The organism is Moraxella tetraodonis (assembly GCF_022359095.1).
GTDB classification, from domain to species: domain Bacteria; phylum Pseudomonadota; class Gammaproteobacteria; order Pseudomonadales; family Moraxellaceae; genus Faucicola; species Faucicola tetraodonis.
The window spans coordinates 172063-194830 of the sequence record NZ_JACSYB010000001.1 but is presented as its reverse complement, the minus strand read 5'-3'; the positions used below and the strand labels follow the sequence as shown (position 1 = coordinate 194830).

At 44.0% G+C, this 22768-nt stretch carries 23 protein-coding genes; 8 read left to right on the top strand and 15 right to left on the bottom strand.

What is annotated here, in order from left to right; all coding sequences use genetic code 11:
- Positions 1-69 precede the first annotated feature (69 nt).
- Both H9W84_RS00890 and recG read right to left on the bottom strand, forming a co-directional pair.
- Positions 70-249 (bottom strand): hypothetical protein, encoded by a 180-nt coding sequence (locus tag H9W84_RS00890; RefSeq protein ID WP_095356461.1) that lies wholly within the window; start codon positions 247-249, stop codon positions 70-72.
- 208 nt (positions 250-457) lie between these two features.
- Positions 458-2611: an ATP-dependent DNA helicase RecG gene (gene recG, locus H9W84_RS00885; protein ID WP_239741292.1), complete on the bottom strand. Its 2154-nt coding sequence runs from the start codon at positions 2609-2611 to the stop codon at positions 458-460.
- 155 nt (positions 2612-2766) lie between these two features.
- Between recG and H9W84_RS00880 the strand changes: the two genes are divergently transcribed.
- Positions 2767-3663 (top strand): patatin-like phospholipase family protein, encoded by an 897-nt coding sequence (locus H9W84_RS00880; RefSeq protein ID WP_239741290.1) that lies wholly within the window; start codon positions 2767-2769, stop codon positions 3661-3663.
- 95 nt (positions 3664-3758) lie between these two features.
- Here H9W84_RS00880 and H9W84_RS00875 read toward each other — a convergent pair whose 3' ends face one another.
- Positions 3759-4292: a hypothetical protein gene (locus H9W84_RS00875; protein WP_239741288.1), complete on the bottom strand. Its 534-nt coding sequence runs from the start codon at positions 4290-4292 to the stop codon at positions 3759-3761.
- Between the two features lie 502 nt (positions 4293-4794).
- On the opposite strand from H9W84_RS00875, the gene argA reads away from it, so the two are divergent.
- Positions 4795-6153 carry an amino-acid N-acetyltransferase gene (argA, locus tag H9W84_RS00870; RefSeq protein WP_065262875.1) on the top strand — a complete coding sequence of 453 codons (1359 nt, stop codon included), beginning with the start codon at positions 4795-4797 and terminating at the stop codon, positions 6151-6153.
- Positions 6154-6234: 81 nt separating this feature from the next.
- Here argA and H9W84_RS00865 read toward each other — a convergent pair whose 3' ends face one another.
- The 8 genes from H9W84_RS00865 to H9W84_RS00830 all read right to left on the bottom strand — a co-directional run bounded on the left by H9W84_RS00865 (position 6235) and on the right by H9W84_RS00830 (position 12956).
- Positions 6235-7029, bottom strand: a complete 795-nt coding sequence (locus H9W84_RS00865) for a BamJ family beta-barrel-assembly machinery protein (protein WP_239741286.1) — start codon at positions 7027-7029, stop codon at positions 6235-6237.
- A 100-nt stretch (positions 7030-7129) separates the two neighbouring features.
- Complete coding sequence (locus H9W84_RS00860) at positions 7130-7975, bottom strand: BamJ family beta-barrel-assembly machinery protein (protein WP_239741284.1); 846 nt, start codon at positions 7973-7975, stop codon at positions 7130-7132.
- A 351-nt stretch (positions 7976-8326) separates the two neighbouring features.
- On the bottom strand, positions 8327-8962 hold the full coding sequence (locus H9W84_RS00855) for a lysophospholipid acyltransferase family protein (RefSeq protein WP_138017853.1): 636 nt from the start codon (positions 8960-8962) through the stop codon (positions 8327-8329).
- Positions 8963-9059: 97 nt separating this feature from the next.
- Positions 9060-9398: a YnfA family protein gene (locus tag H9W84_RS00850; RefSeq protein WP_201665105.1), complete on the bottom strand. Its 339-nt coding sequence runs from the start codon at positions 9396-9398 to the stop codon at positions 9060-9062.
- Positions 9399-9600: 202 nt separating this feature from the next.
- Complete coding sequence (gene parE / locus H9W84_RS00845) at positions 9601-11487, bottom strand: DNA topoisomerase IV subunit B (RefSeq protein WP_239741282.1); 1887 nt, start codon at positions 11485-11487, stop codon at positions 9601-9603.
- Between the two features lie 67 nt (positions 11488-11554).
- Entirely contained in the window at positions 11555-11842 is a 288-nt protein-coding gene (locus H9W84_RS00840; RefSeq protein ID WP_204155144.1) for a barstar family protein, read from the bottom strand.
- A gap of 11 nt (positions 11843-11853) precedes the next feature.
- Positions 11854-12330 carry a GNAT family N-acetyltransferase gene (locus H9W84_RS00835; RefSeq protein ID WP_239741280.1) on the bottom strand — a complete coding sequence of 159 codons (477 nt, stop codon included), beginning with the start codon at positions 12328-12330 and terminating at the stop codon, positions 11854-11856.
- Positions 12327-12956, bottom strand: a complete 630-nt coding sequence (locus H9W84_RS00830; protein ID WP_239741277.1) for a YqiA/YcfP family alpha/beta fold hydrolase — start codon at positions 12954-12956, stop codon at positions 12327-12329. Before H9W84_RS00830 ends, H9W84_RS00835 begins: the two co-directional genes overlap by 4 nt.
- Before the next feature lie 234 nt (positions 12957-13190).
- Here H9W84_RS00830 and H9W84_RS00825 point away from each other — a divergent pair, with 234 nt between their 5' ends.
- Together H9W84_RS00825 and H9W84_RS00820 are read left to right on the top strand one after the other, a co-directional pair.
- Positions 13191-13496: a DUF1289 domain-containing protein gene (locus H9W84_RS00825; RefSeq protein WP_227716709.1), complete on the top strand. Its 306-nt coding sequence runs from the start codon at positions 13191-13193 to the stop codon at positions 13494-13496.
- A 47-nt stretch (positions 13497-13543) separates the two neighbouring features.
- Positions 13544-14530, top strand: coding sequence for a putative bifunctional lysylphosphatidylglycerol flippase/synthetase (locus H9W84_RS00820; protein WP_239741275.1), 987 nt, complete (start codon positions 13544-13546; stop codon positions 14528-14530).
- Positions 14531-14682: 152 nt separating this feature from the next.
- Here the strand turns inward: H9W84_RS00820 and H9W84_RS00815 are convergent, their stop codons facing one another.
- The gene (locus tag H9W84_RS00815) at positions 14683-14838 is read right to left on the bottom strand and encodes a DUF1328 domain-containing protein (RefSeq protein WP_065253562.1); all 156 of its coding nucleotides are present in this window, start codon (positions 14836-14838) and stop codon (positions 14683-14685) included.
- A gap of 565 nt (positions 14839-15403) precedes the next feature.
- Here H9W84_RS00815 and H9W84_RS00810 point away from each other — a divergent pair.
- Positions 15404-15895, top strand: a complete 492-nt coding sequence (locus tag H9W84_RS00810) for a hypothetical protein (protein ID WP_239741272.1) — start codon at positions 15404-15406, stop codon at positions 15893-15895.
- Between the two features lie 163 nt (positions 15896-16058).
- Here H9W84_RS00810 and sstT read toward each other — a convergent pair whose 3' ends face one another.
- From sstT to H9W84_RS00795, 3 genes are all read right to left on the bottom strand, one after another.
- Entirely contained in the window at positions 16059-17294 is a 1236-nt protein-coding gene (gene sstT, locus H9W84_RS00805) for a serine/threonine transporter SstT (RefSeq protein WP_239741270.1), read from the bottom strand.
- Between the two features lie 125 nt (positions 17295-17419).
- Positions 17420-17887 carry a DNA polymerase III subunit chi gene (locus tag H9W84_RS00800; protein ID WP_239741268.1) on the bottom strand — a complete coding sequence of 156 codons (468 nt, stop codon included), beginning with the start codon at positions 17885-17887 and terminating at the stop codon, positions 17420-17422.
- Between the two features lie 21 nt (positions 17888-17908).
- A complete protein-coding gene (locus H9W84_RS00795) occupies positions 17909-19423 on the bottom strand; it encodes a leucyl aminopeptidase (protein ID WP_239741265.1) in 1515 nt (504 codons plus the stop codon).
- 379 nt (positions 19424-19802) lie between these two features.
- On the opposite strand from H9W84_RS00795, the gene lptF reads away from it, so the two are divergent.
- The 3 genes from lptF to H9W84_RS00780 are packed head-to-tail and all read left to right on the top strand — an operon-like array spanning position 19803 to position 22655.
- Positions 19803-20918, top strand: a complete 1116-nt coding sequence (gene lptF, locus H9W84_RS00790; protein ID WP_239741263.1) for an LPS export ABC transporter permease LptF — start codon at positions 19803-19805, stop codon at positions 20916-20918.
- Positions 20915-21988, top strand: coding sequence for an LPS export ABC transporter permease LptG (gene lptG, locus H9W84_RS00785; protein ID WP_239741261.1), 1074 nt, complete (start codon positions 20915-20917; stop codon positions 21986-21988). The genes lptF and lptG overlap by 4 nt, the downstream gene beginning before the upstream one ends.
- Position 21989: 1 nt before the next feature.
- Positions 21990-22655, top strand: coding sequence for a hypothetical protein (locus H9W84_RS00780; RefSeq protein WP_007115837.1), 666 nt, complete (start codon positions 21990-21992; stop codon positions 22653-22655).
- The last annotated feature ends 113 nt before the right edge of the window (positions 22656-22768 follow it).

Here is a 22768-nt window from a genome sequence, read left to right as displayed (position 1 = left end):
AAAAAAGCTGACCGAAGTCAGCTTTAATGAAACTAGGCATAAAACCTAGTCGCTTATCAAGAATAGTAGCTAAATACCTGCAGCCGCTTTAAATGCAGCCTCATCAAAATCGTCACCATGGGTCACAACGATGGTACCATTAGGGTTAACATTGACAAACTTGACCCCTTTGATGTCTTCGGTTTTTTTGATGATTTCATCCGCATGCGCTTTGTCTGCGATAGGTACATCATATTTGGTTTGTGGCATAACATATATCCTTAAAATATTGATAATTCTAAATTAATAACTGTGATATTGCCCCATGTATAAAAAATCAACTAAAACCAATAGCCATGCAAGTGTCCATTCATCCATCAGTCATATGGCATAAAATAACAAAAAATTGCAGATGTGAATAGGCGCTTTATCTGTAAAAATAGCGCTCTATCAGAATTTAAGCCTCTACTATGGGCTATCATGCGTTAATGTATTTGATGGCATCGGGTGTCCAATGACTGATATATTGCTGCACTTGTGATTTGCGATTTTCATCAGCAATTAGGCATTTAGCAATCGCTTGCGCCACGATTAGCAAGCTTTCATCCCTCGCTAGGTCACTGACATAGTAGCTATCAAACCCTGTCTGCCGTTTACCCAAAAGCTCGCCTGCACCGCGTAGTTCCAAATCTTTTTGCGCAATCACAAAGCCATCATTGCTATCTCGCAGCACATTGAGCCGCTCGATACCCGTTTCTGACAGTGGCGTTTGATAAAGCAATACGCAAAAGCTTTTTTGGGTGCCACGCCCCACGCGTCCGCGTAGTTGGTGCAATTGCGATAACCCTAATCGCTCAGCATTTTCAATCACCATCAGCGAAGCATTGGGCACATCGACCCCGACTTCAATCACGGTGGTAGCCACTAGCAAAGCGGTTTTACCCGCTTTAAAATCCGCCATGACCGCTTGTTTGTCATTCGGTTTCATTTTGCCATGCACCAAACCAATGTTCAGATTGAGCCTGTCATTCAAATCGGCATAAGTCGCTTCAGCGGCTTGCGCATCAAGCATGGTTGACTCTTCGACCAGTGGGCACACCCAGTAAGCTTGTTTGCCTTGCTCGCAGTTGGCAGCGATACGCTCAATCACTTCATCACGTCGGTCACGGCTTATGGTGACGGTGGTGATGGGGGTACGGTTGGGCGGCAGTTCATCAATAATGGACGTATCCATATCACCAAATGCACTCATGGCAAGGGTACGCGGTATGGGTGTAGCTGTCATAATCAGCTGATGCGGTGTGGTATGCGCCAAGCCTTTATCGACCAGTGCCATTCGCTGCTCCACCCCAAAACGGTGCTGCTCATCGATAATCACCAAGCCCAACTTGGCAAAACTGACATGTTCTTGAAATAGCGCATGCGTACCGACCACGATTTGCACCTCGTTGTCTTGTACTTGTTGCAAGGCTTTTTCACGCGCTTTGGCTGTTTGTTTGCCCGCCAGCCAACCCACACCGATGCCAAGCGGTTCAAACCAGTTTTTAAAGTTATTAAGATGTTGCTCCGCCAAAATCTCTGTCGGTGCCATTACCGCCACTTGCCAGCCGCTATCAAGCGCATAGCACGCCGCCAAAGCTGCCACCAAGGTTTTGCCTGCACCAACATCGCCTTGCACGAGTCGCAGCATGGGCACTGACGTTGACAAATCTTTGACGATTTCCGCCACGACCCGATTTTGGGCATGGGTCGGGGTAAAAGGTAAATTGGCTAACAGCCGATTGGCAAGCGCGCTTGTGGCATCGCAGCGCGGTGCTTTGTGCTGATAAAGTTGTTGTTTGCGGTACAGTAGACTCAGCTGGTGCGCGAGCATTTCTTCGATAATGAGCCGCTGACACGTCGGATGACTGCGATTTTTTAACGCCTCTAATACCAAAATTTGCTTGTTCAAATCGGTATAAATCGGTGGCTGATGGATAAAGCTAATGGCTTCTAGTAAGCTAAATTCCCCAAATGGGTTGTGGCTACCTGCCAGTAACGGAAACTGTTGGCTCAGCGCACTTTGTACGATTTGCCACTCAGCATCACTGATAGTAGCCATCACAGGATCGGCTTGTTTAACCGTCTGCAGCGCAAGTCGAATCAAGCTACGCAGTTTATTTTGATGCAAGTTTTTGACCGTTGGATAAACAGGTATCAGCCCTGTATTAGTCAAGGGTTGATGTCCAGTAATAATTTCATATTCAGGGTGGCTGATTTGGGTGCCATACTTACTGATACTGATTTCACCAAAGACACGCAAGGTATTGCCCACCGCCATGGTTTCGGTCAGTCCACGATAGACTTTGAAAAAGCGTAATGTTGTTTGCGCTGTCCTATCTTGCAATGTCACGCTGAGGCCCATCTTTTTGTTGTCGACGCGGACAACGGTGCCTTGTAGCAATGCCGATTGTCCATCGACGACATCACACATGTTGACCAGTCGGCTGCGATCTTCATAATCACGCGGCAAATGTAGCAACAAATCAAACACGCGCTCAATACCAAGTTGGTTAAGCTGTTCAGCGATTTTGCTACCCACGCCAGCAAGCGCAGTGACAGGGAGGTTAAAGATGTCAGGTTTTAGCGTCATATTATAAAGTTAGCTTATCTGCCTATAATAAAAATAGCATGAAAAAACACCAAATTAAGTTAGAATACATAGCGACACAATTTACGCTTTATAACCGATGAACTCAACAAATTTATCATTTAATAATATTGCTGTTTTGATTGATTAGGCTTGCTATGAAACCGCTTTCTTTTTTTGCCCTGATAACTACTAGCATTTACTTTACACTCCCCGCCTGCACCCAAACGCCAGTGATACCCACTCAACCTATAAAACCACCCGTTCAACCATCAACAAAACCCAAAATCGCCCTTGTATTAGGCGGTGGCGGTGCCAAAGGTTTTGCTCATGTCGGCGTCATCAAGGTACTGGAAAAAAATGGCATCACCCCCGACTTAATTGTCGGTACCAGTAGCGGCAGTCTAGTCGGTAGTTTATACGCCAGTGGCAAGTCCGCTAGCGAACTTGAAGACATCGCGACCCATGTTAGCAATAATGAATTGCTCGATTATAGCTGGAGCAAACAAGGCTTTATCGAAGGCATCAAATTACAAAACTGGGTCAATACCCAAGTCGATAATAAACCGATTGAAAAACTCCCCATCCGTTTTGCCAGTGTCGCCACCGATTTAACCACCAAGCAAAAAGCCGTCTTTGATAAAGGCAATACCGGTCTTGCTGTGCGTGCGTCCAGTAGCGTGTATGGCGTTTTTGTACCGCCACGTATCAACAATAAACGCTATGGCGATGGCGGTCTGACAAGCCTTGTGCCTGTGCAAACTGCCAAACAAATGGGCGCAGATATTATCATCGCGGTAGATGTTTCAAGCCCGCCAAAAAACAGCCATCCACAAGATTTTTGGGCGCTACTGGATAAGACATTTGCCGTCATCCCCAATCAAGCAAATGCTGCTGAAATCAAATTGGCGGACGTGGTGATACGCCCAGCCGTTGGTGATATTGGCACGACCAATACCGTAGCCAGAGAGGCGACGATAAAAGCAGGGGAAATTGCAACCTTAGCAAAGCTCAGCGATATTGAGCAAAAAATCGGCAAGTTTCAAAAATTGTAAATAAAAAAACCGCTCATTCATTGAGCAGTGCTACGCTTCGAGCGGTTTTATGCGTTGAGCCCTTCTAGGCATTGCTTCTAGGTATTGAGCGCTTATTATTTTACTTTTAAACGATACTTTACCATCGCTACCTCATTAAGACCCAAACCTGGTACATCCCATTGTATGGCTTTATAGTAAGCCATCGGTAGGTTCTGTAGCACGCCATTCATGTTGGTCTTTAGTGGCATATATTGAAAATTGGCACCGTCCATACTACCAAACGCACGGGTTGGCTCCACATCGCTCGTGCTCACTAATTCCATATTGGCTGGGATGTTCATGGTTACTTTCATGTTGCGGATACGGTCAGGGCTGTTATTGGTTAAGTAGCCGCGATACTCTACGACGTTGCCAGATGCAAGGCGCGTTTGTGCATTGACGGGGCTTAATACTTCTTGACCTTGTGGATCCTGACCAACAACAGAGGCTAAAATGCGGGTTTGAACTTGACCAGCAACTGACGCTGAGATAGGCGCTGCTTGACTACTATCAACAGGGTCTAATGCCACCGTTGGTAGCACAGCCATTGCGGTGGCTGATGCGCCAAGTGAGGCGGTCATTAGCGCGAATACTGAAAGCTTTTGCATGAATATTCTCCATTAAATCATGATTTTCAAATGTTCAAAATTGTTGTGTCAGCGGGTGCTAGCGTATTCTCTTTTTTTGGCAGGTTGGCATACACCGCTGATTGGGTGGTCAAATAGGTTAAGGCTCGACTATAGATTAGCATAACAAACTTTACAATTTAACTCACTAGCAAGTTGAAAGTTGCGCGATGAATTTACTAAATACAAACAGCGCAGCCAAAATCAGTAAGATTAACTATTGTATTTTGTAAGGTTTATTGATAGCCTTATCGTTAGTCTCTGAGCGATGTATCGCAATCACGCTGTTAAACTTACATGTATGTTTAATTAAAAGAGACAAAAACTTTATCGTGCGCTGTTTGTACGTCTACTTTTTTTTATCATGTCTACTGTTATCATGCCAACTTCAACCGATACTTCAGCAAGTTTTACCCATGGCAATGCACCGCTTGCCGATGGCGAAACCATGACTGATAATAACCCTATACTTGCCTATCACGCTATGATTGATTTACCCAATACTGCCCAACAAAATGCCGCTGCCACAACCCCTGCTTATGTTACCCCGCCTTATGTATTATGGTTTCGTAACTTTGCGCCCTATATCAACACCCATCGTGGCAAGACCTTTGTCATTATGTTCAATGGCGAAGCAGTTAATCACGACAATTTTAGCCATTTGATTCATGATTTTGCGCTGCTGCATAGTCTTGGTATTAAGCTCGTACTCGTCCACGGTGCGCGTCCGCAAATTGACGCCAATCTTGCCGAGAACCATATCGAAACACCGATGGCAGATGATGTGCGCATCACCACAAAAGAAGCCATGCCGTACATCCTAAAAGCCGTTGGCTCAATTCGCCTGCAAATTGAAGCGCAGCTATCGATGGGACTTGCCAACTCGCCGATGTATGGCTCTCGTATTGATGCAATCTCAGGCAACTTCGTCACCGCCCGTCCTTACGGTATCCGTAATGGCATCGATTATCAATTTACTGGAGAAGTCCGCGCGATTGATGCCGAAGCCATCCACAATAATTTAATCCATGACCATGTGGTGATTTTGGGCAGTATGGGCTATTCTGCGACAGGCGAAGTATTTAACCTGTTAGCTGAAGATGTGGCGCTACAAGCGGCGATTAGCCTAAAAGCGGATAAATTAATTTTCTTGGGTGAGCAAACAGGTATCTATAAAGATGGCACTCACCTGCTTAAAGAGATGATTCCGCATGAAGTGACACGCTTCTTACGTGATGTTCCTGAAAGCTCAGAAATCGCGCGTTTCTTACGGGCAGCCAGCGATGCTTGTCAATACGGTATCCACCGTACCCATATCATCTCCTATGCCAAAGATGGCGCACTGCTTGAAGAGTTATTTACCCGTGATGGCTCAGGGACGCTGATATCCCATGACCCGTATGAAGAAATTCGCCGTGCCGATATCGATGATGTGGTAGGTTTGATTGAACTGCTAGAGCCACTCGAAGAACAAGGTATTTTGGTCCGTCGTTCACGTGAGCGTTTAGAGAGCGATATCGAAAACTTTAGCGTGATTGAGCGTGATGGCATGGTATTAGGCTGCGCGGCTTTATACCCACTCAACGACCAAGCCGCGGAAGTGGCTTGTGTGGCTGTCCATCCCGATTATCGCAATGGTAGCCGTGGCGCAGATTTGATCGCATTCTTAGAGCAACAAGCGCGTAGCCGCGGCATTCATGAACTCTATGTCTTGACTACTCGCACCGCGCATTGGTTTGTCGAGCATGGGTTTATGGAAGTCCCTGCTGAATCGCTACCGGCTGACCGCTATGCCTTTTATGACAATACTCGCAATTCTAAAGTATTAAAAAAGGTACTTTAAAGGTACGCTTTTCAAGCCATCCCATAAAAAACGCTCAATAGAAATATGAGCGTTTTTTTATAGCCAACTGGAGAAAACTTCTTAAAGTTTGACGGGTTGGGTCACAGTTGGGTTGACTTGTAACAGCTCAATATCAAAAATCAACACGCTGTTGGGTTCAATATCAGCATTACCTGCTTCGCCATACCCCAAATTAGCGGGGACAAACAGACGGTATTTACCCCCTTCTTTCATCAACTGTAGCCCTTCTGTCCAACCTTTAATCACTTGGTTGAGTGGGAAAGTCACAGGTTCGCCGCGTTTATAAGAGCTGTCAAAAATTGTACCGTCAATCAAGCGACCTTCATAGTGGACTTTGACTTTGTCCGTCGCTTTAGGCGATTTGCCCTTCCCTTGTGTTAGCACTTGGTATTGTAGACCCGACGCGGTAGTCTTCACGCCTGATTTTTTGCCGTTTTCTAACAAGAACTGTTTGCCTTTTGCCGCATTGCTAGCTGCTAACGCTTGTACTTCTTTGGCATAGGCAATTTCTTTGTTTTTTTGATAGTCTAGCAATACTTTTTGCATTTGCTTTTTGTCAAGATTGGGCGACTGCGCTGAGTAGGCATCTCGAAATCCCTGAAAAAACGCATCAAGATTTAAGTCATCAATACTGTCTTTGTTGCTCTCACCCATCAGATAGCCAAAGCTATAGCCGACTTGTGCCAATGCTGGGCTAGTTGCCGTTACTGTTGATTTTGGTACATAAACAGAGGACGCAACTTTGTTTGTACCAGTGCTGGCCGGTGCGGCATTTGCACTGATTGACGTAACCGCTAACAGCATGCCAGTAGCGATGCCAGTCTCTAAACTTACTTTTTTATATCCTAAAATCATTGTGATGTTCCTTTGCCATCGTGCCGATGAGTAGGGCGAGCGAATTCGATAGTTGCGCTTGCCCAGCTGATTGAGATCACCTATCTGATACCAACCCCACCTATTGAGCAGGTTGAGAAGCTGACTGCATGGATTCAATTTGTTGTTGTAATTGGGCTTGGATATCTGCTGCGGCAGGCTGTGCGGCATCAGCCGGTGGATTGACTTTTAGCAAATCAACATCAAAGATGAGCACACTATTTGGCTCAATCCCACCTTGGGGGGCACCTTGCTCACCGTAAGCGAGTTTTGATGGAATGTAGAAGCGATATTTGCCGCCTTCTTTCATCAATTGTAAGCCTTCAGTCCAACCCGGGATAACTTGGTTAAGCGGGAATACCGCAGGTTGACCGCCATGCTGAGCGGTGCTATCAAACACGTTACCGTCTAGCAATTTACCTTCATATTGTACTGCTACGATATCTGTGGCTTTTGGCTGCGCGCCGGTACCTTCTTTAAGCACTTCATACTGCAAGCCAGACGCGGTAGTTTTGACACCCGCTTTTTTAGCATTTTGCGCTAAGAAAGCCTCACCTTTGCTTTGGTTGTCTTGTAGGCGTTTTTGGATTTGGTTTTGCTCATAGGTTTGTACCACTTTAATCATTTCTTCACGGGTCATGGTCGATGTTTTGCCATTGAAACCGTCATTGATACCTTGATTGATATCAGCAGGATTGAGGTCTTTGGCGTCTTTTTTGACGTTTTGACCCATCATATAACCTAGGCTATAACCTACTTTTGCCACTTCACTGCTTTGGGCATTGATAGCGGCTGAATTACCCGCCAACTGACGGCTACCAATGGCGGCTACTTGTGGGTCATTGCCAAAACTTTTGATAAAAACGGGTGATAATGCCAAAGCACCTAACACAACTGCTGCCAATACGGGAACTGTATTATTGCTCATAAAATTTCCTATCTGATATGTCCAATTAAGGTCTAATAACTACTAAAAAATTGTATCTATCATAGCAGAAATAGTTTGTAAAACCTATGGCATCGTCAGGTTTAGGTTTTTTTGTGGGCAAATAGCGGCGATAGCAAAACGGTCTTTACCTCGATACCCTTTTATTGACCGTATCGGCAGCAGAAGGACTTTCATACCGCATTTTTACCCTTTTTTTACCCTATCAGCCCGCTAATGATAAATGGGATGAATGTGACAGCAGGCTTGTTAAGCCGTTGGCATAAAGCTACCTTAACTAAAAGTAGCTCAACATAAAAACAGCATGAGAAATTTATGGGGTAGCTAAGACAGTTAGCCATGCAAATCTTGTAACGGCTGTGACATTTTCTCAAAGTATTTGCCTTTGACGCCGCGATAATTTTCTAAAATTTTGGGTAAATCGGCGTCATAGTCGCCTGTTGGGTAAAACAAGGGCATAAAGCGCATTTGCTTGGTGTTATAGTCCATCGCAATCGGTAAAATGGGTACGCCCGCCCCTACAGCAATATGATAAAACCCTGTTTTCCATTTTTCGGTATAACTGCGTGTCCCTTCAGGTGCCAACCCTAACCAAAGCTGCTCTTGTTGGTTAAATTGCTCAATGGCCGCCTGCAAAGTTGAACCTTTTTTCTGACGGTCAATCGAAATCATCCCACCCCATTTTAAGAAAGACCCGATGAGGGGGAGACGAAACAGCTCTTTTTTACCCATCAATTTAAAATCAATGCCAACCGATAAAATACCCATGACCGCATTCCAGCCATCTTCATTGGAGGTGTGCGGGGCAGCGAGCATCACCAGTTGTTTGACATCAGGTACGTCACCGACCACTTGCCAACCTGTTATTTGTAAGTATTTTGCGGCAAGTTTGGCAATTTTGGGGTCATGACGGCGCGGCACGTTAGACCCAAATTGGCTAGGGTCTACTGGCGTTTGGTTGATATCCATGAATATACTCTTTGAGATACTAAAATTAAGATACTAGGCTAAAATTTTCAGTTTACATTAGTTCACTGAAATTAGCAAATTTGTTGATTGGAGGAATTTATAATAAACTTTTGGGCTGCAGGATAATAACAGTTGCGCCCAACAATATTACTAAACCGCCAATGCTGTCCCAGTGTGTCAGAGAAACGCCATCGACAAATTTTAGCCATATCAAAGCCGTCGCGATATAGATGCCACCATATGCGGCATACACTCGTCCTGTCGCGGTGGGATGAAGGGTCAGTAACCATACGAACAGAGCAAGCGTGATGGTCATAGGTACAATGAGCCAAAGCGGTTTGTGCTGTTTGAGCATCAGATAGCCAAGATAACAACTGACAATCTCGGCAATGGCGGTGATAAAGAATAAAAGCAGGGTAATCAACAGTTTAGTCATATTCGCGGATTTGCCCCATGTTAGATGTTAGGCTGAAGGAGAAAGTTGATAAATCGCATCACGAGCGTCATTTTCTTTTGAAAAGTCTAAAGCGTCATAGGATTTATCTACTTGATAATGTGCAAATGTAGCTTATAGCCATACACCTTCAAATGTACGCGCTATCATTGTAGGCTTAACATCAATCATTTTTGCCTAGCCATTAAACCCCAATTTCCGCCAAATCGCCTTTTTGCTCAAGCCATGTTTTACGGTCGCTGGCGCGTTTTTTGGCAAGCAGCATATCCATCACGCTATCGGTCGCAGTTGGGTCATCAAGGTCTAGCTGCACCAAACGTCGCGTATCAGGATTCATCGTGGTTTCACGTAGCTGTTCGGCACTCATCTCGCCCAACCCTTTAAAACGGGTAATTTGCGGCTTTTTATTTTTTGCCACTTTTTTCAAGATTTGCTCAAGCTCGTCATTATCAAGGGCGTACTCCACCTCTTTACCAATATCAATGCGGTATAGTGGTGGCATAGCGACATACAAATGCCCAGCATCAACGACTGCTTTAAAGTGTTTGACAAACAGCGCACACAGCAGCGTAGCAATATGCAGTCCATCCGAATCGGCATCTGCCAAAATACAGATTTTATCATAACGCAGTTCGCTCAAATCGTCCGAATCAGGATCAACGCCAATGGCAATGGCGATGTTGTGGATTTCTTCACTGGCAAGCACCGTATCGGGCGACACTTCCCACGTGTTTAAAATCTTGCCTCGCAGGGGCATAATCGCTTGGAAGTGACGGTCACGGGCTTGTTTTGCCGAGCCACCTGCCGAGTCCCCTTCCACCAAAAACAGCTCTGCGCCATCTCGCAAATCACCGCGACAATCCGCCAATTTGCCTGGCAGTGCCGGTCCTTGGGTGATTTTTTTACGCTCAACTTTTTTGGCAGATTTTAGCCGTTTGCCCGCTTTGTTAATCGCCAATTCAGCGATTTGTTTGGCAATCTCTGAGTTTTGATTGAGCCACAAGCTAAAGCCATCTTTGGCAAAGGCTTGTACCACGCCCGCCGCTTCTCGGCTCGATAAGCGCTCTTTGGTCTGTCCGCTAAATTGCGGTTCGGAGAATTTTAGCGATAAAATATAATTGACCCCATCCCACACATCTTCAGGAGCGAGTTTGACATTGCGCGGCAGTAGATTGTGCAGTTCACAAAATTCTTTTAACGCGTCAGTAATGCCTGTGCGTAGTCCATTGACGTGGGTGCCACCTTGTGCTGTAGGAATCAAGTTAACGTAGCTTTCTTGTACAGGCGTACCACCCTCGCTAAGCCAACAAATGGCAAAACTTAAGCCTGCTCGCTCGCCTTTTTTGGCGTCGTAATTAAACACGAATGGCTGTTCTGGCAGGGTGATTTCTTCGAACAGTTGCTCGGTGAGATATTGCGATAGCCCATCGGTAAATTGCCAAACGTCTTTGTCGCCGTCAATGTCATTGATAAAAGTGATGGTCAGCCCTGCCGATAACACGGCTTTGGCTTTAAGATGGTGTTTGAGTTGTTTGATGTTGAATTTTGGTGAATCAAAGTATGTTTCATTGACCCAAAACCGCACGAGTGTGCCACGTTTTTTCTTGTTGCTAGCTTGAGCAATGGCAAGCGGAGCAACCGCATTACCATCAACAAATTGCATGGTGAATGCTTCGCCATTTCGCCACACCGTGACATCGACTTTGTGCGATAAGGCATTGACGACTGAAATCCCCACGCCATGCAGACCGCCTGAGACTTGGTAGTTGTCGGTAGAAAATTTACCGCCTGCGTGTAGGCGTGTCAGAATCAATTCAATGCCCGATTGGTTAAATTCGGGGTGAATGTCGGTCGGCATGCCACGTCCGTCATCTTCGACTGACAGAGAGCCGTCGGTGTGTAGAATGACAGTAATGTTTTTGGCGTGACCTGCAAGCGCTTCGTCCACCGAATTGTCGATGACTTCTTGTGCCAAGTGGTTGGGGCGGGTGGTGTCAGTGTACATGCCGGGGCGGCGGCGTACCGGGTCAAGACCTTCTAATACTTCTAAACTTTGGCTGGTGTATGACATCTTTTACTCTTATAAAATTTCAGATTTAGATTTTTAATCTATTAAAAAAATCAATTAATTAAATGACTTACTGCAAAATAAAATCAAATTTTTGTTGCCAATCTAACTTTTCATCATGGTCTTTAACTCTTTGTAAAACATCAGTAATTTTTTCAAAATCTTCGCCTATATTGTGTTTGGATATATCAGAATTTTGCCAAATAATAATTAGTGGTCTTTCAATATTAAAACTTAATAAATCCCAGAGTGCATCTAAATTTTTACCATAATACTGTTCAACATTTAATGCTTTAGCTAATTGATTGTGAAAATCTTTATCTGAAAAAATTTCATTACCACGAATTTCTATTTCCATCGACTAACCTTTTAATCAAGAAACTGTAAAACCATCAACCAATTTTCTAGGATAACGCCTGACCTTTCGACCGAATTTTTTTGAACCGTTTTAAACCCTTGTTTCTCAAAAAACGGCTTAGCGATATGTGAAGCACTCACGTTAATCTGATAGACATTATTTCCTTTGGCAACGCTTAAAACCTTTTCAAACAACGCTTGCCCGACACCTTGCTGTTGAAATTTTGGCTCGATATAAAAACAATCAATCTCACCAATCCCATCATCAAAACCAAACTCAATAAACCCTACTACCCTATCGCCAATCACAGCCATAAATGGCAACGTCTTTTCAAATCGATGTTGCCAAAACTCATCTGAATGATTGCCAATCCATGATTGTTTTTGACTGGTTGAATAAATACGATTATCGATTGCCAAAATCGCATTTTCAAAAATTTTGGCTAATGCTTTACTATCTTGTGGATGATAATCTCGAATAATTATCATTTAATCAGCGGCAAGCCGAACAAGAACAGTATGATTTGCGGTAGTTTGGTTTCAAAATCACTCATCACATGGTCGCCACCCTCTTCCACAATGATATGGCTTTGGGCATTGCTTTTTTCCAAAGCGCTTTGACTAAAATAATTGACCGCATCTTGGAAATTGAGCAACTCATCGCCTTTTTTCAAGATTACCAATAAATTCTGCGGATTGAGCGATTGTTCGGGGCGATTTGCTACCAGCCACTCAATATCTTTTTTACTAATATGCCAACCATCGGGGGTCACGTGACCGATATAATCATCGGGCAAACCGTCAAAATCTTCCCCAAAAAAACGCTTGAGACTTGTGCCACTGTGCACACTTGGATTGAGCAATACCGTTTTTTTACCTGTCAAATTTGCCAAAATATTGCCATAAAATCCACCGAGCGAACTACCGACCAAACCTGTATTGGGGTCTTTGGCAATAATTTCTTGGATTAAAGCAATCGACTCATTGGGTGAACGATTCAAATCGGGCGCAACAACTTTGATTTGTGGGAAATTTTTGGCACAAAAATCTTTGAGTTTTTGCGCTTTTTCGGCATTTGGATTGCTATCAAGTCCGTGAATATACACAATTTGCATGGTTTTCTCGCTATTTTTTAATTATAGTAAATTATCATATCGACTGTTGTTGGTTTGGCTAACATTTAATCTTAGCATTGCTTGGCTAAAATAGCCATGATGCGAGGTTTCAACACGTTAAAATTTGTCGTGTTAGTTAGATAGCCGTGTTTGGTGGTACTTTTTTGTCTGTGTTATTTGATTTTCAGCCCAGTTAACCCTATCTCTGCATAGGTGGATTACTCGTCCATTTGCATGGCGTCGTCAGGAGTTATCACCGCGATGGAGCAGCAAGAGTTATTTGAGATTGCCAGTCCTTGTATTCAAGTCTGCGAGCTAGATAAACAAGGGTATTGTAAAGGCTGTTTGCGCAATCGTACCGAGCGTGACCTTTGGCTAATGATGAATGACTCGCAAAAGCGGCAAGTACTTAAGTTATTGACTATTCGAAGACTCAAACGACTGCGTGCCGAGCGTTTGGCGCACCAAACCCCTACTGCGCAAGATGACGAGCTGAATTTAACATTGTTTGAAGATAATGAAAGTAATGTTGACGATTAATTGATTAAATGATTGTAATGTCTACTAAAAAAAATTAGGTTGAATGCATGAATAGCTCTTGGTTTAAGCAGGTTTGGCGACTTGCATTAACAGCGATTACGGTATTGATTTTCTTTATGGCAATTCGTGCGCTTTATCATTTGACCAAAACTGTGCACTATCAAGACGTTCTAGACGCTATCGCGCATATTCCTACCTTCCATCTTATTATCGCCGCCATCGTGGTGGCTTTTGGTTATTTAGTACTCACCATTTATGATTTTATTGCGCTCCGCCAAATCGGCAAAAAACTTGATTACCGCCATGTCGCCCTCACCTCTTTTACCGCTTATGCCATTAGTCACACCATTGGACTCAATCTTGTCACCGCGAGTGGTATCCGTTATCGTAACTATCGCCGTTTTAATCTGACTCATAATGAAATTGCCAACATCGTCTGGATGGTGTCAATGGCATTTACCTTTGGTATTACCACGTTGATTGGGGCGTCTTTGACTAGCCATCCAGAGATTACCATTCAACTATTATCTGAACTGGATAAATCCCTTGGCATCTTTGAGCATACTTTTTATGTACGGGTGCTTGGCATCACCATGTTAAGTATGATTGCTGCGATTATTGTATATGCTGGCAGGCAAGGCAAACATGTGGTGATTCGCGGTTGGCGCTTTGACTTACCGCCCGCCAAAATTGTGCTGCAACAGATTGCGATTGCCATTTTAGATTTAAGTACCGTGGCGTTGGTACTGTACTTACTGTTGCCACCTTCTGAGCATATCAGCTATTGGGCGACCTTTTCTGCGTTTATTCAATCAATGGCAATCGGCATCTTAAGTCATGTCCCTGGGGGATTGGGCGTATTTGAAGTGGTCATGATTACGGCTTTGCCAAAAGTCGATCGGACGCAGATGCTGGCGGTATTATTGATTTTTAGATTACTGTATTACATCATGCCATTTTTGGTTGCCTTACTGGCATTGCTGGCGTACGAGGCAAAGCTATATTTGAATGAAAATTCTGATAAAAAAAAATAACCTTTTAATTTTTAACACGTTGCATCAAACAAACGTGTTTTTATCTATTAAAAGGTTATTTTAAGCGTATTCGATAAAACCATACCCAGTTAAATCGACCTATCTTAACTTATTAAAACGTTGTGAAACTTTGCGATTTTGCAACGTCGGATTTAAACTTTTCGGCTAATAAAGGCGACAATGAATAAAATCACCGCCACTGCCAAGAATACATATGCCAAGTTTGCTGATAGTCCTGCGACACCACCAAACCCTAAGAAACTCGCAATGAGTGCGATTACCGCAAAAATAATAGCCCAACGAAACATGATAACTCTCCTTTTTTTTATTGTTTTAAATGTCATGCGCTGCAGTTAGACATTTTGCATTTAGATACTTTAACACTTTACATTTTAGTTTTAGTTAAAGCCTGTTAACCTATGCTTTATTGCATGAGTACATATTAAAATAATTCTATAGCGTTGTAACGAGCACTTTTGTAAGGTTTGTGGCTTTCTCATAGCCTGTGTATAACAAAGTGCAAAAAAAACCATGCATGGTTAATGATGTTCATGCTTCTGGTAAGCATTAGTAAGTATTGCAATGCTGTGTTAATGTAGCTGTAGCTTGCATTGACAATCTCACTGATTGTTAACGCCACCGAATGACTTCCTTAATGGCATTAGGATTTGTTTACGTATTCTCAACATTTTGTCCCTAATCCTTACATTGTTGCGGCCGATGATTGTTTTATAATGGCATCTAGGCTTTTAGTATTCCCTTAACAGTGATTCTCTTTATAATACTGTCATATTTGGGAATTATACTAACTACCTATATAACTATAGAATAACTATAGACACAAGTATAGCAATCAACAATGAGGAAAAAATTATGAAAAAGTTAGCCACAACACTTACTGCATTAGTCATAGCAACAGGTCTTACCGTGAGTGCCCAAGCAGCGACCAAAGTAACGACTACGACCAAATCGACGACCACACACAAAAATGTAGCCACGGCAAAAGCAAAACCACAAAAAGCCACCACTCAAAAATCAACAAAAGCATCGAAAAATACTCACAGCGCAAAAGCTTCAGCCACGGCTAAAAAAGGCACCAAAGCGACTAAAAGAACGAGCGAAGTAAACATTGATATCCCAGCTGAACTAAAAATCGACGAAAGCAGCAACAAATCTGTTGCGCCCGCTGCGCCTAGAAATGCCCAGTCAAATCCTAGGGTGGTGCCTGTAGCGCAAGTTACCCAAACAGGTCCTGCGGTTCAATCGGTCACCGTGCAACCGGTTGATGACAATACAGCGATTGCCTCAACAACGACAACTGTACCTGTTGACGTACAAACTGTACCCGTTGTAGTAAACCCATAATCGCTAATTGTTAAACAATTTTTATAAAAAAAGATGCCTGCGTGGCATCTTTTTTTGTGGCTAATTAGTGGATTGATTATTTGGTCAATAAAAAAGACACGCTTGATACCCTTTGTTATTGTTCCTTTTTTATCGTTATATGGCTCAAAATCTTTAGCAACCGTTAACGATGATAAGCGTATTTAGGATCCGCGGCCGCGGTGAATAACACGTCCGTTGACGAGTTGAGTGCTGTCTCAACCGAGTCTTGTACCACCCCAATAATAAAGCCAATCGCGACTACCTGCATGGCAATGGTATCAGGAATATTAAAGAAACTACAGGCCAATGGTATCAATAGCAATGAACCCCCTGCAACACCCGATGCCCCCGCCGCAGCTAAGGTAGATACCACCGCTAACAACAGCGCAGACCCGAAGTCCACATGAATACCTAACGTATGTGCCGCTGCCAATGTCATGACATTGATGGTAATCGCCGCCCCTGCCATATTAATGGTGGCACCTAACGGAATAGTGATTGAATAGGTATCTTCATGCAAACCCAACTTATGCGCAAGGTTTAGATTCACAGGAATATTGGCGGCTGAACTGCGAGTAAAGAAGGCGGTAATGCCACTTTCTTTAAGACAGGTAAATACCAGTGGATAAGGATTTTTGCGGGTTTTGACAAATACAATTAATGGGTTTACAACTAAAGCGATAAACACCATAGAGCCGACCAACACCGCTAACAAACGGGCATAACTTAATAACACCGACAGACCCGTTTCAGCGATGGTTTGTGTCACCAAGCCAAAAACGCCAAATGGCGCAAACCAAATTACCCATTTGACCACGCTTGAGACCGCTTCTGCCAAATCGTTAATCATTTGCTTGGTATGGTCTGAGGCATGGCGCAAGGCAAGACCCAAAATCGCCGCCCAAGAAAGCACGCCCATGTAGTTGGCATTGACGATCGATTTGACAGGATTTTCCACCATGTTGGTCAATAGTGCTTTTATCACTTCTGCTAAAGATGACGGTGGCGTCTGACCAACTTCACCGGCTTTTAAAATCAATTCGGTTGGGAATAAAAAGCTTGCTACTACCGCCGTCAAAGCTGCCAAGAACGTACCTGCCATATACAGTACCAAGGTTGAGCGGACATTGACCTGAGTGCCTGATTTATGCTGACTGATAGCGGCAATGATTAAGATAAACACCAACAACGGTGCAATCGCTTTTAACGCACCGACAAACAACGCACCCAAAATTGAGATGGTTTGCGCCACACTCATCGATAAACCGCCGATGATAGTTGGATTGGCTAGTGAACCGACTAAGATACCAAGTATCAATCCAATCACAATCAAAGGCACCAACCCCACGCGCTGATACGCTTGGATAAGTTTTAACATAATAACCTCTTAATATTTCACCGCAAAAATGGCTGATATATTAACATTTTTTAACAATTTGCATAAATGATTTTTAAAATCGTCAACTTGTTAATTTAAAGCTATCAAAGTGTTGGGTAGAGAAGTTATCGGATTTGAAAAACTTGGATGGTAGCCTGGCTGCTGGTTGCTAGGGCTTGTAATTTCGCTTGATAAACGCGGTATTTGTGACGACCACTTTCAACCTGTTCGGGGGCGGCGTCGATGACTTCTAGCAGGCGGCTAGCTTGGGTATCTACAATTGCTTCGTTAGTGAGATTGATGACGACGCCATCAAATTGGGTGACAAGTTCGATATTATCAGTAAGTACCACACTGGCAGGGAGTTTTTGGTGATAAAAGGCATCAAGTTGCTGGATAATTTGATGGGGAATAAACGCCACATCACTCAATGACCATAATCGGTCATCAAGTGTGGGTAGTAGCTCGGACGCTGCCACCACGATAATGCTATCCTCGCTTTTGGTCAGCACAGTTGAAATCAGCTGGCAGACGAACGCCAGCTGTTTTTTTTGCGGGGACAAAATATAAAAACTAATTTGTGATGCCATCATTAGGGGTCAGCGTCCTATCACCTAGACCGCATCTTGGGCAGCTTGGCGATAAAGATAATGCATCAATAGCGGTACTGGACGACCCGTTGCGGTTGGCTCTTTGCCCGACTGCCACGCTGTCCCTGCAATATCCAAGTGCGCCCAAGGGATATCTTCGACAAACTTCGATAAAAAACACGCCGCTGTGACTGACCCTGCCGGCATACCGCCAATGTTTTGCATATCTGCCATGTTGGATTTAAGCTGCTCTTGGTAGTCATCATCCAGTGGCATGTGCCAAACACGGTCATACGCTGATTCGCTAGCTTGTTCAAGCTCAAAAATCACATCTTCATTGTTACTGTATAAACCTGAGCGCACATAACCCAGCGCCACGATACATGCCCCAGTCAAGGTTGCCATGTCGATAATCACTTTTGGCTGATAGCGCTGTACATATACCAAGGTGTCGCATAGTACCAAACGACCTTCGGCATCAGTATTGAGGATTTCGACGGTTTTACCATTCATGGCGGTGACGATATCGCCAGGGCGAGTCGCTGTTCCTGATGGCATATTCTCCGCACAAGCGAGTGCGCCAACGACTTGCAGCGGTAGACGCGCTTCACATAGCGCTTTAATCATGCCCATGACTGCCGCTGCACCGCCCATGTCGTATTTCATCTCACCCATGCCCAGACCTGGTTTGAGTGAGATACCACCACTGTCAAAGGTGATGCCTTTACCTACAAGTACAATCGGTTGCTCTAGGCTTGATTTTTTGCCTTTGGTTTTGCTGGTTTTGTCTTTTTTGGCGGCTTTGCCATTGTACTCAAGTAATACTAGCTTAGCTTCATGCGCGGAGCCGCGAGCGACTGCCAAAAAGCAGTTCATCCCTAATTGCTGCATGTCTTTTTCACCCAGTACTTTGACCGTCAATAGCTCTGGGTATTGATTTGCCAAGTTTTGCGCTTGCTCTGCAAGATAGGCAGGGAAACATACATTCGGTGGCTGATTTGCCAAATCTTTGGTGAGTGATTGACCTTGGGCAGTTGCCTGTTGCAGCTGTAGCAGGGCGTCAAACGCGGCTTGGTTGTCTGCGCTGACCAATAAGGTCACGTCTTTTAGCGTCGGTTTATCCGCTTTTTGCGATTTATAAATATCAAAGGTATAGCTTTGATTTAACAGGGCTAATGCCAACTGACCAAAACTCACTTCATCCATACTATCGCCTAAACTAATCACCGCAGATTTGGTAAGACGACTCAAACTTGCATAAATTGCTTTGGCAATTTTTTGCAAGCTACCGCCGTTTAATTTATCTTGACTGCCCACGCCAACCAACAATAAACCCACATTGTTGTCAGTACCATAATTGATTGCGGTATCGGCAAGCTTACCCTTAAAACGACTCGCTTCAATCAAGCGACTGACAGCGGTTTGTAGTTCGCTCGTTAGTTGCCCCATAGTTTGGCTATTGTCATCTACCAATACCACGTGATAGCTGTTCTTGACCGTTTTTTTAAGCGCGGTCGCTAGTGTCAATGTCAAACTCATTTAAGCTCCTTAATTATTGTTATCAAGAAATAACTATTATCATAGCATACCTATTATGGTATTTGGGTTATAGCATTGGGTTATCACTGCGTGATGGAATAGCAGGCGTCATTGTGTAGGGTAAAATGCGGTTGTAAAAAGTCTTTGTAAAAATTGGCTTTGATAAAGCGGCTGTAAAAAGTGGTGGTGAAAAGTCATTGTGAAATGTTACCTTACAGTATTCATATTCATAATCTCTCGGCAACGCGCTAAAATAGCCGATTAACAGATGCGCTCAATGGTATGATGTCGTACAATATTGGCATTTACTTCCCTAGCTGTTTGAATTGATTAATTTTTGAGTAATATTAGGTGGTTACTTGTGATATTACGACGCTATATGACGCAACAAGTCGCCGCTAATACTGCGATTGTGCTGTTATTTCTGATGGCGCTGATGCTTGGCGGTCGCTTAATACGCTATTTTGGTATCGCTGCAGAAGGCAGGCTGGATGTGGGTTTGCTATTTGCCATTATTGGCTATAACATTCCAACCTTTCTTGAGCTAATTTTACCGCTGTCATTTTTTATCGCACTGATGCTCGTGCTCGGTCGTATGTACGTGGATCAGGAGATGAGCGTCCTGTTTGCCAGTGGTATCAGTCGCGGTCGTCTGACGCGTTTGATGATTCCGCTGATTACTGGGTTATTTATATTTCAAATGGGAATTAGTCTTTTGGCAAAACCATGGGGACTGTCTAACAGTAAGCAGATTTGGCAAACCCAGTCGCTCGGTAGTTTGCTTGATTTAGTGCGTCCAAAAACCTTTATCAGCAGTGGCAACTATCACCTGTATGTCGATGAGTTTAATAAAGAAAAACGTGAACTCAAAAACCTATACGTGGTGCAACAGCAAACCGACAAAAGCGGCAAAATCGCCAAAAACGATGTTATCATCACCGCCACGCGCGCCTATCAAGTACCCAGTAAAGACACGGATAGCTCAATGCAGCTGGATTTGTTTCAGGGTCGTCGCTATGAGCTTGGCACCAACAACGCCAAATACAACCAAGCCAGTTTTGAAAAATATCGCATTACCCTAGAAAAACCTGCTAGCGAAAAAATTACCGAAACCAATGTTGAAACCCAAACCACTGCCAAACTGCTCGCCCATACCCAAAAACCCGAAGTCAAAGCCGAGCTTGGCTATCGCTTTACCATGCCGTGGCTGATTATCATTGCGGCGATGCTTGCTACCCCGCTTGCACAAGTACGCCCCCGTCAAGGACGCTGGCTTCGTCTGTTACCTTCAGTGCTCATATTTGCTAGCTGTGCGATTAGTATCATTTCGCTACGCACTGCCATTGGTAAAGAGCGCATTAGTGAGTACGCGTATATTTGGCTAATCGTTGGTTTTATCGCATTTGCATTGTTGTTAAATTGGCAAAGCCGCGTGGTACATCGTGTCCGCTATCGTCGCCAAAGTCGTCAGTTGTCCGCAGGCGGTCAGCCATGATTTTATCTCGTTACGTTAAAAAACAAGCGCTTTTTGCCATGACAGGGGCTATCATTGGTCTTTGGCTACTTAAAGTCGTCTTTGATTATCTGGCAGAGTTGCAGGATCTCAATGACCATTACAATTATTTAGATGCCTTGCGTTTTATTGCCTATAGTGCACCCCGTGATTTACTCGACTATATGCCATTTGGCACACTATTAGGCGCAGTGGTAGGGCTAGGCTTGCTTGCCAACACCAGTGAGTTGACGGTGATTCAAGCAGCAGGCATCAGCCGCTTTAAAATAGTCGGTTGGGTGATGCAACCAGCGATTATTTTTGTCATTATCCGTTTGTTGCTTGGGCAGTATGTAGTGCCAACTAGCAATCAGTTAGCGCACCAAGTCAAGCATGACAAACCTTTGCTATCAAGTGCCATCAACGGTTATTGGGACAAACAAGCCAACCGCATCATCAATATTGACCATGCCAATACCAAAGGCGAGCTCAAAAATATCAAAGTTTGGCAGCTAGACGACACTGCCCATATCCAGCAAGTGCTGCAGGCCGATACCGGCAGCTTTGTCAGTCAAAATACCGCTGATAAGACATCGGGCTGGCAGCTGCAACAAATCAAACAATTAACCATCGCCGCCGATGGGCACAGTCAATTGACTACCATACCGACTATGACGCTGCAATTACCCATTGAGCCGTCAGCGATTTATCTGTTAACACGCAGCCCTGATAACATGTCAGTGACCGAATTATGGCAACACCAACAGCTCTTAGCCAAAGACAAACGCCGCTCACTGGAGCATGAAGTTGCCTTTTGGAAAAAGCTATTGGCGCCTCTTGCCATGCTATCGCTAGTGTTGGTTGCTTGTTCATTTGTATTTGGCTCCTTGCGTAACCAAAGCTTGGGCTATCGTATTGTGATCGCTCTTTTATTTGGCTTGGTATTTAGTTATCTGCAAGATTTGGTCGGGTTTGTCAGTCTAAGCACGGGATTTTCACCTTTTTTTATGGTGTTATTACCGATTATTGCCAGTGCCGCGCTTGGCGTGTATTTAATTAGAAATAAAAACTGATATGTCTGCTGATTTATTGACTGACCCGCGTGTCGAAGCCCATCCGTTTGGTAACTTCTTTTTTGCTGATACCAAAGTCTTGATGATGGGTACAATGCCGCCCACACCTGATAAATGGTGCATGGCATTTCATTATCCCAATTTTTATAATGATATGTGGCGTATCATGGGTAAGGTGTTTTTTGATGATATTGATTATTTTCGAGTCGGTGATGAAAAACGCTTTGATGCCGAAAAAATCAAAGCATTTTTACAGGCTTATAACATCGGTGAATGTCCTTCAGTCACTCACGTCATCCGCGAAAAAGGCAATGCGGCTGACGAACATTTGACCGTGGTTGCGACGGTTGATTTGGGTAAAGTTTTGGCACAGCTTGAGCAGGTCAAGTGGATTTACACCACCGGTGGCAAAGCCACAGAAGTGCTGATAGCGCTGGTGAACCAAAGTATCAGTGACCCCGCGTCACCCTATTTTAATCCCAGCCAAACACCCTATAAACTGCCAAAAACCAATCAGTTTCTTGAAGTTAACGCTTTTGGGCGAGTATTTGGTATTTATCGGTTGCCATCGACCTCGCGCGCTTACCCGCAAAGCTTGGAGAAAAAAGTAGCCGCTTATCGCGCGTTTTTTACTTTGGCGGGGATATTGCTCGCAAGCGGCAGTTAGCACAATCGCCAGTTAGCACAATCAGCAGTTAGCAAATGATAAGCAAGCTGCCATGACACAATTGATATAGTCACTGTGATGACCCTACTTTATACTCTTGCCTAATGACGCCT

Coding starts and splice junctions, on each gene's coding strand:
- H9W84_RS00890 (WP_095356461.1), bottom strand. CDS start 249: ATGCCACAAACCAAATATGATGTACCTATCGCAGACAAAGCGCATGCG.
- H9W84_RS00865 (WP_239741286.1), bottom strand. CDS start 7,029: ATGATTTTAGGATATAAAAAAGTAAGTTTAGAGACTGGCATCGCTACT.
- sstT (WP_239741270.1), bottom strand. CDS start 17,294: ATGTTAAAACTTATCCAAGCGTATCAGCGCGTGGGGTTGGTGCCTTTG.
- H9W84_RS00800 (WP_239741268.1), bottom strand. CDS start 17,887: ATGATGGCATCACAAATTAGTTTTTATATTTTGTCCCCGCAAAAAAAA.
- H9W84_RS00880 (WP_239741290.1), top strand. CDS start 2,767: ATGAAACCGCTTTCTTTTTTTGCCCTGATAACTACTAGCATTTACTTT.
- lptG (WP_239741261.1), top strand. CDS start 20,915: ATGATTTTATCTCGTTACGTTAAAAAACAAGCGCTTTTTGCCATGACA.
- H9W84_RS00860 (WP_239741284.1), bottom strand. CDS start 7,975: ATGAGCAATAATACAGTTCCCGTATTGGCAGCAGTTGTGTTAGGTGCT.
- H9W84_RS00820 (WP_239741275.1), top strand. CDS start 13,544: ATGAATAGCTCTTGGTTTAAGCAGGTTTGGCGACTTGCATTAACAGCG.
- H9W84_RS00780 (WP_007115837.1), top strand. CDS start 21,990: ATGTCTGCTGATTTATTGACTGACCCGCGTGTCGAAGCCCATCCGTTT.
- H9W84_RS00825 (WP_227716709.1), top strand. CDS start 13,191: ATGGCGTCGTCAGGAGTTATCACCGCGATGGAGCAGCAAGAGTTATTT.
- H9W84_RS00815 (WP_065253562.1), bottom strand. CDS start 14,838: ATGTTTCGTTGGGCTATTATTTTTGCGGTAATCGCACTCATTGCGAGT.
- H9W84_RS00850 (WP_201665105.1), bottom strand. CDS start 9,398: ATGACTAAACTGTTGATTACCCTGCTTTTATTCTTTATCACCGCCATT.
- recG (WP_239741292.1), bottom strand. CDS start 2,611: ATGACGCTAAAACCTGACATCTTTAACCTCCCTGTCACTGCGCTTGCT.
- H9W84_RS00855 (WP_138017853.1), bottom strand. CDS start 8,962: ATGGATATCAACCAAACGCCAGTAGACCCTAGCCAATTTGGGTCTAAC.
- parE (WP_239741282.1), bottom strand. CDS start 11,487: ATGTCATACACCAGCCAAAGTTTAGAAGTATTAGAAGGTCTTGACCCG.
- H9W84_RS00875 (WP_239741288.1), bottom strand. CDS start 4,292: ATGCAAAAGCTTTCAGTATTCGCGCTAATGACCGCCTCACTTGGCGCA.
- argA (WP_065262875.1), top strand. CDS start 4,795: ATGATTGATTTACCCAATACTGCCCAACAAAATGCCGCTGCCACAACC.
- lptF (WP_239741263.1), top strand. CDS start 19,803: ATGACGCAACAAGTCGCCGCTAATACTGCGATTGTGCTGTTATTTCTG.
- H9W84_RS00840 (WP_204155144.1), bottom strand. CDS start 11,842: ATGGAAATAGAAATTCGTGGTAATGAAATTTTTTCAGATAAAGATTTT.
- H9W84_RS00810 (WP_239741272.1), top strand. CDS start 15,404: ATGAAAAAGTTAGCCACAACACTTACTGCATTAGTCATAGCAACAGGT.
- H9W84_RS00835 (WP_239741280.1), bottom strand. CDS start 12,330: ATGATAATTATTCGAGATTATCATCCACAAGATAGTAAAGCATTAGCC.
- H9W84_RS00830 (WP_239741277.1), bottom strand. CDS start 12,956: ATGCAAATTGTGTATATTCACGGACTTGATAGCAATCCAAATGCCGAA.
- H9W84_RS00795 (WP_239741265.1), bottom strand. CDS start 19,423: ATGAGTTTGACATTGACACTAGCGACCGCGCTTAAAAAAACGGTCAAG.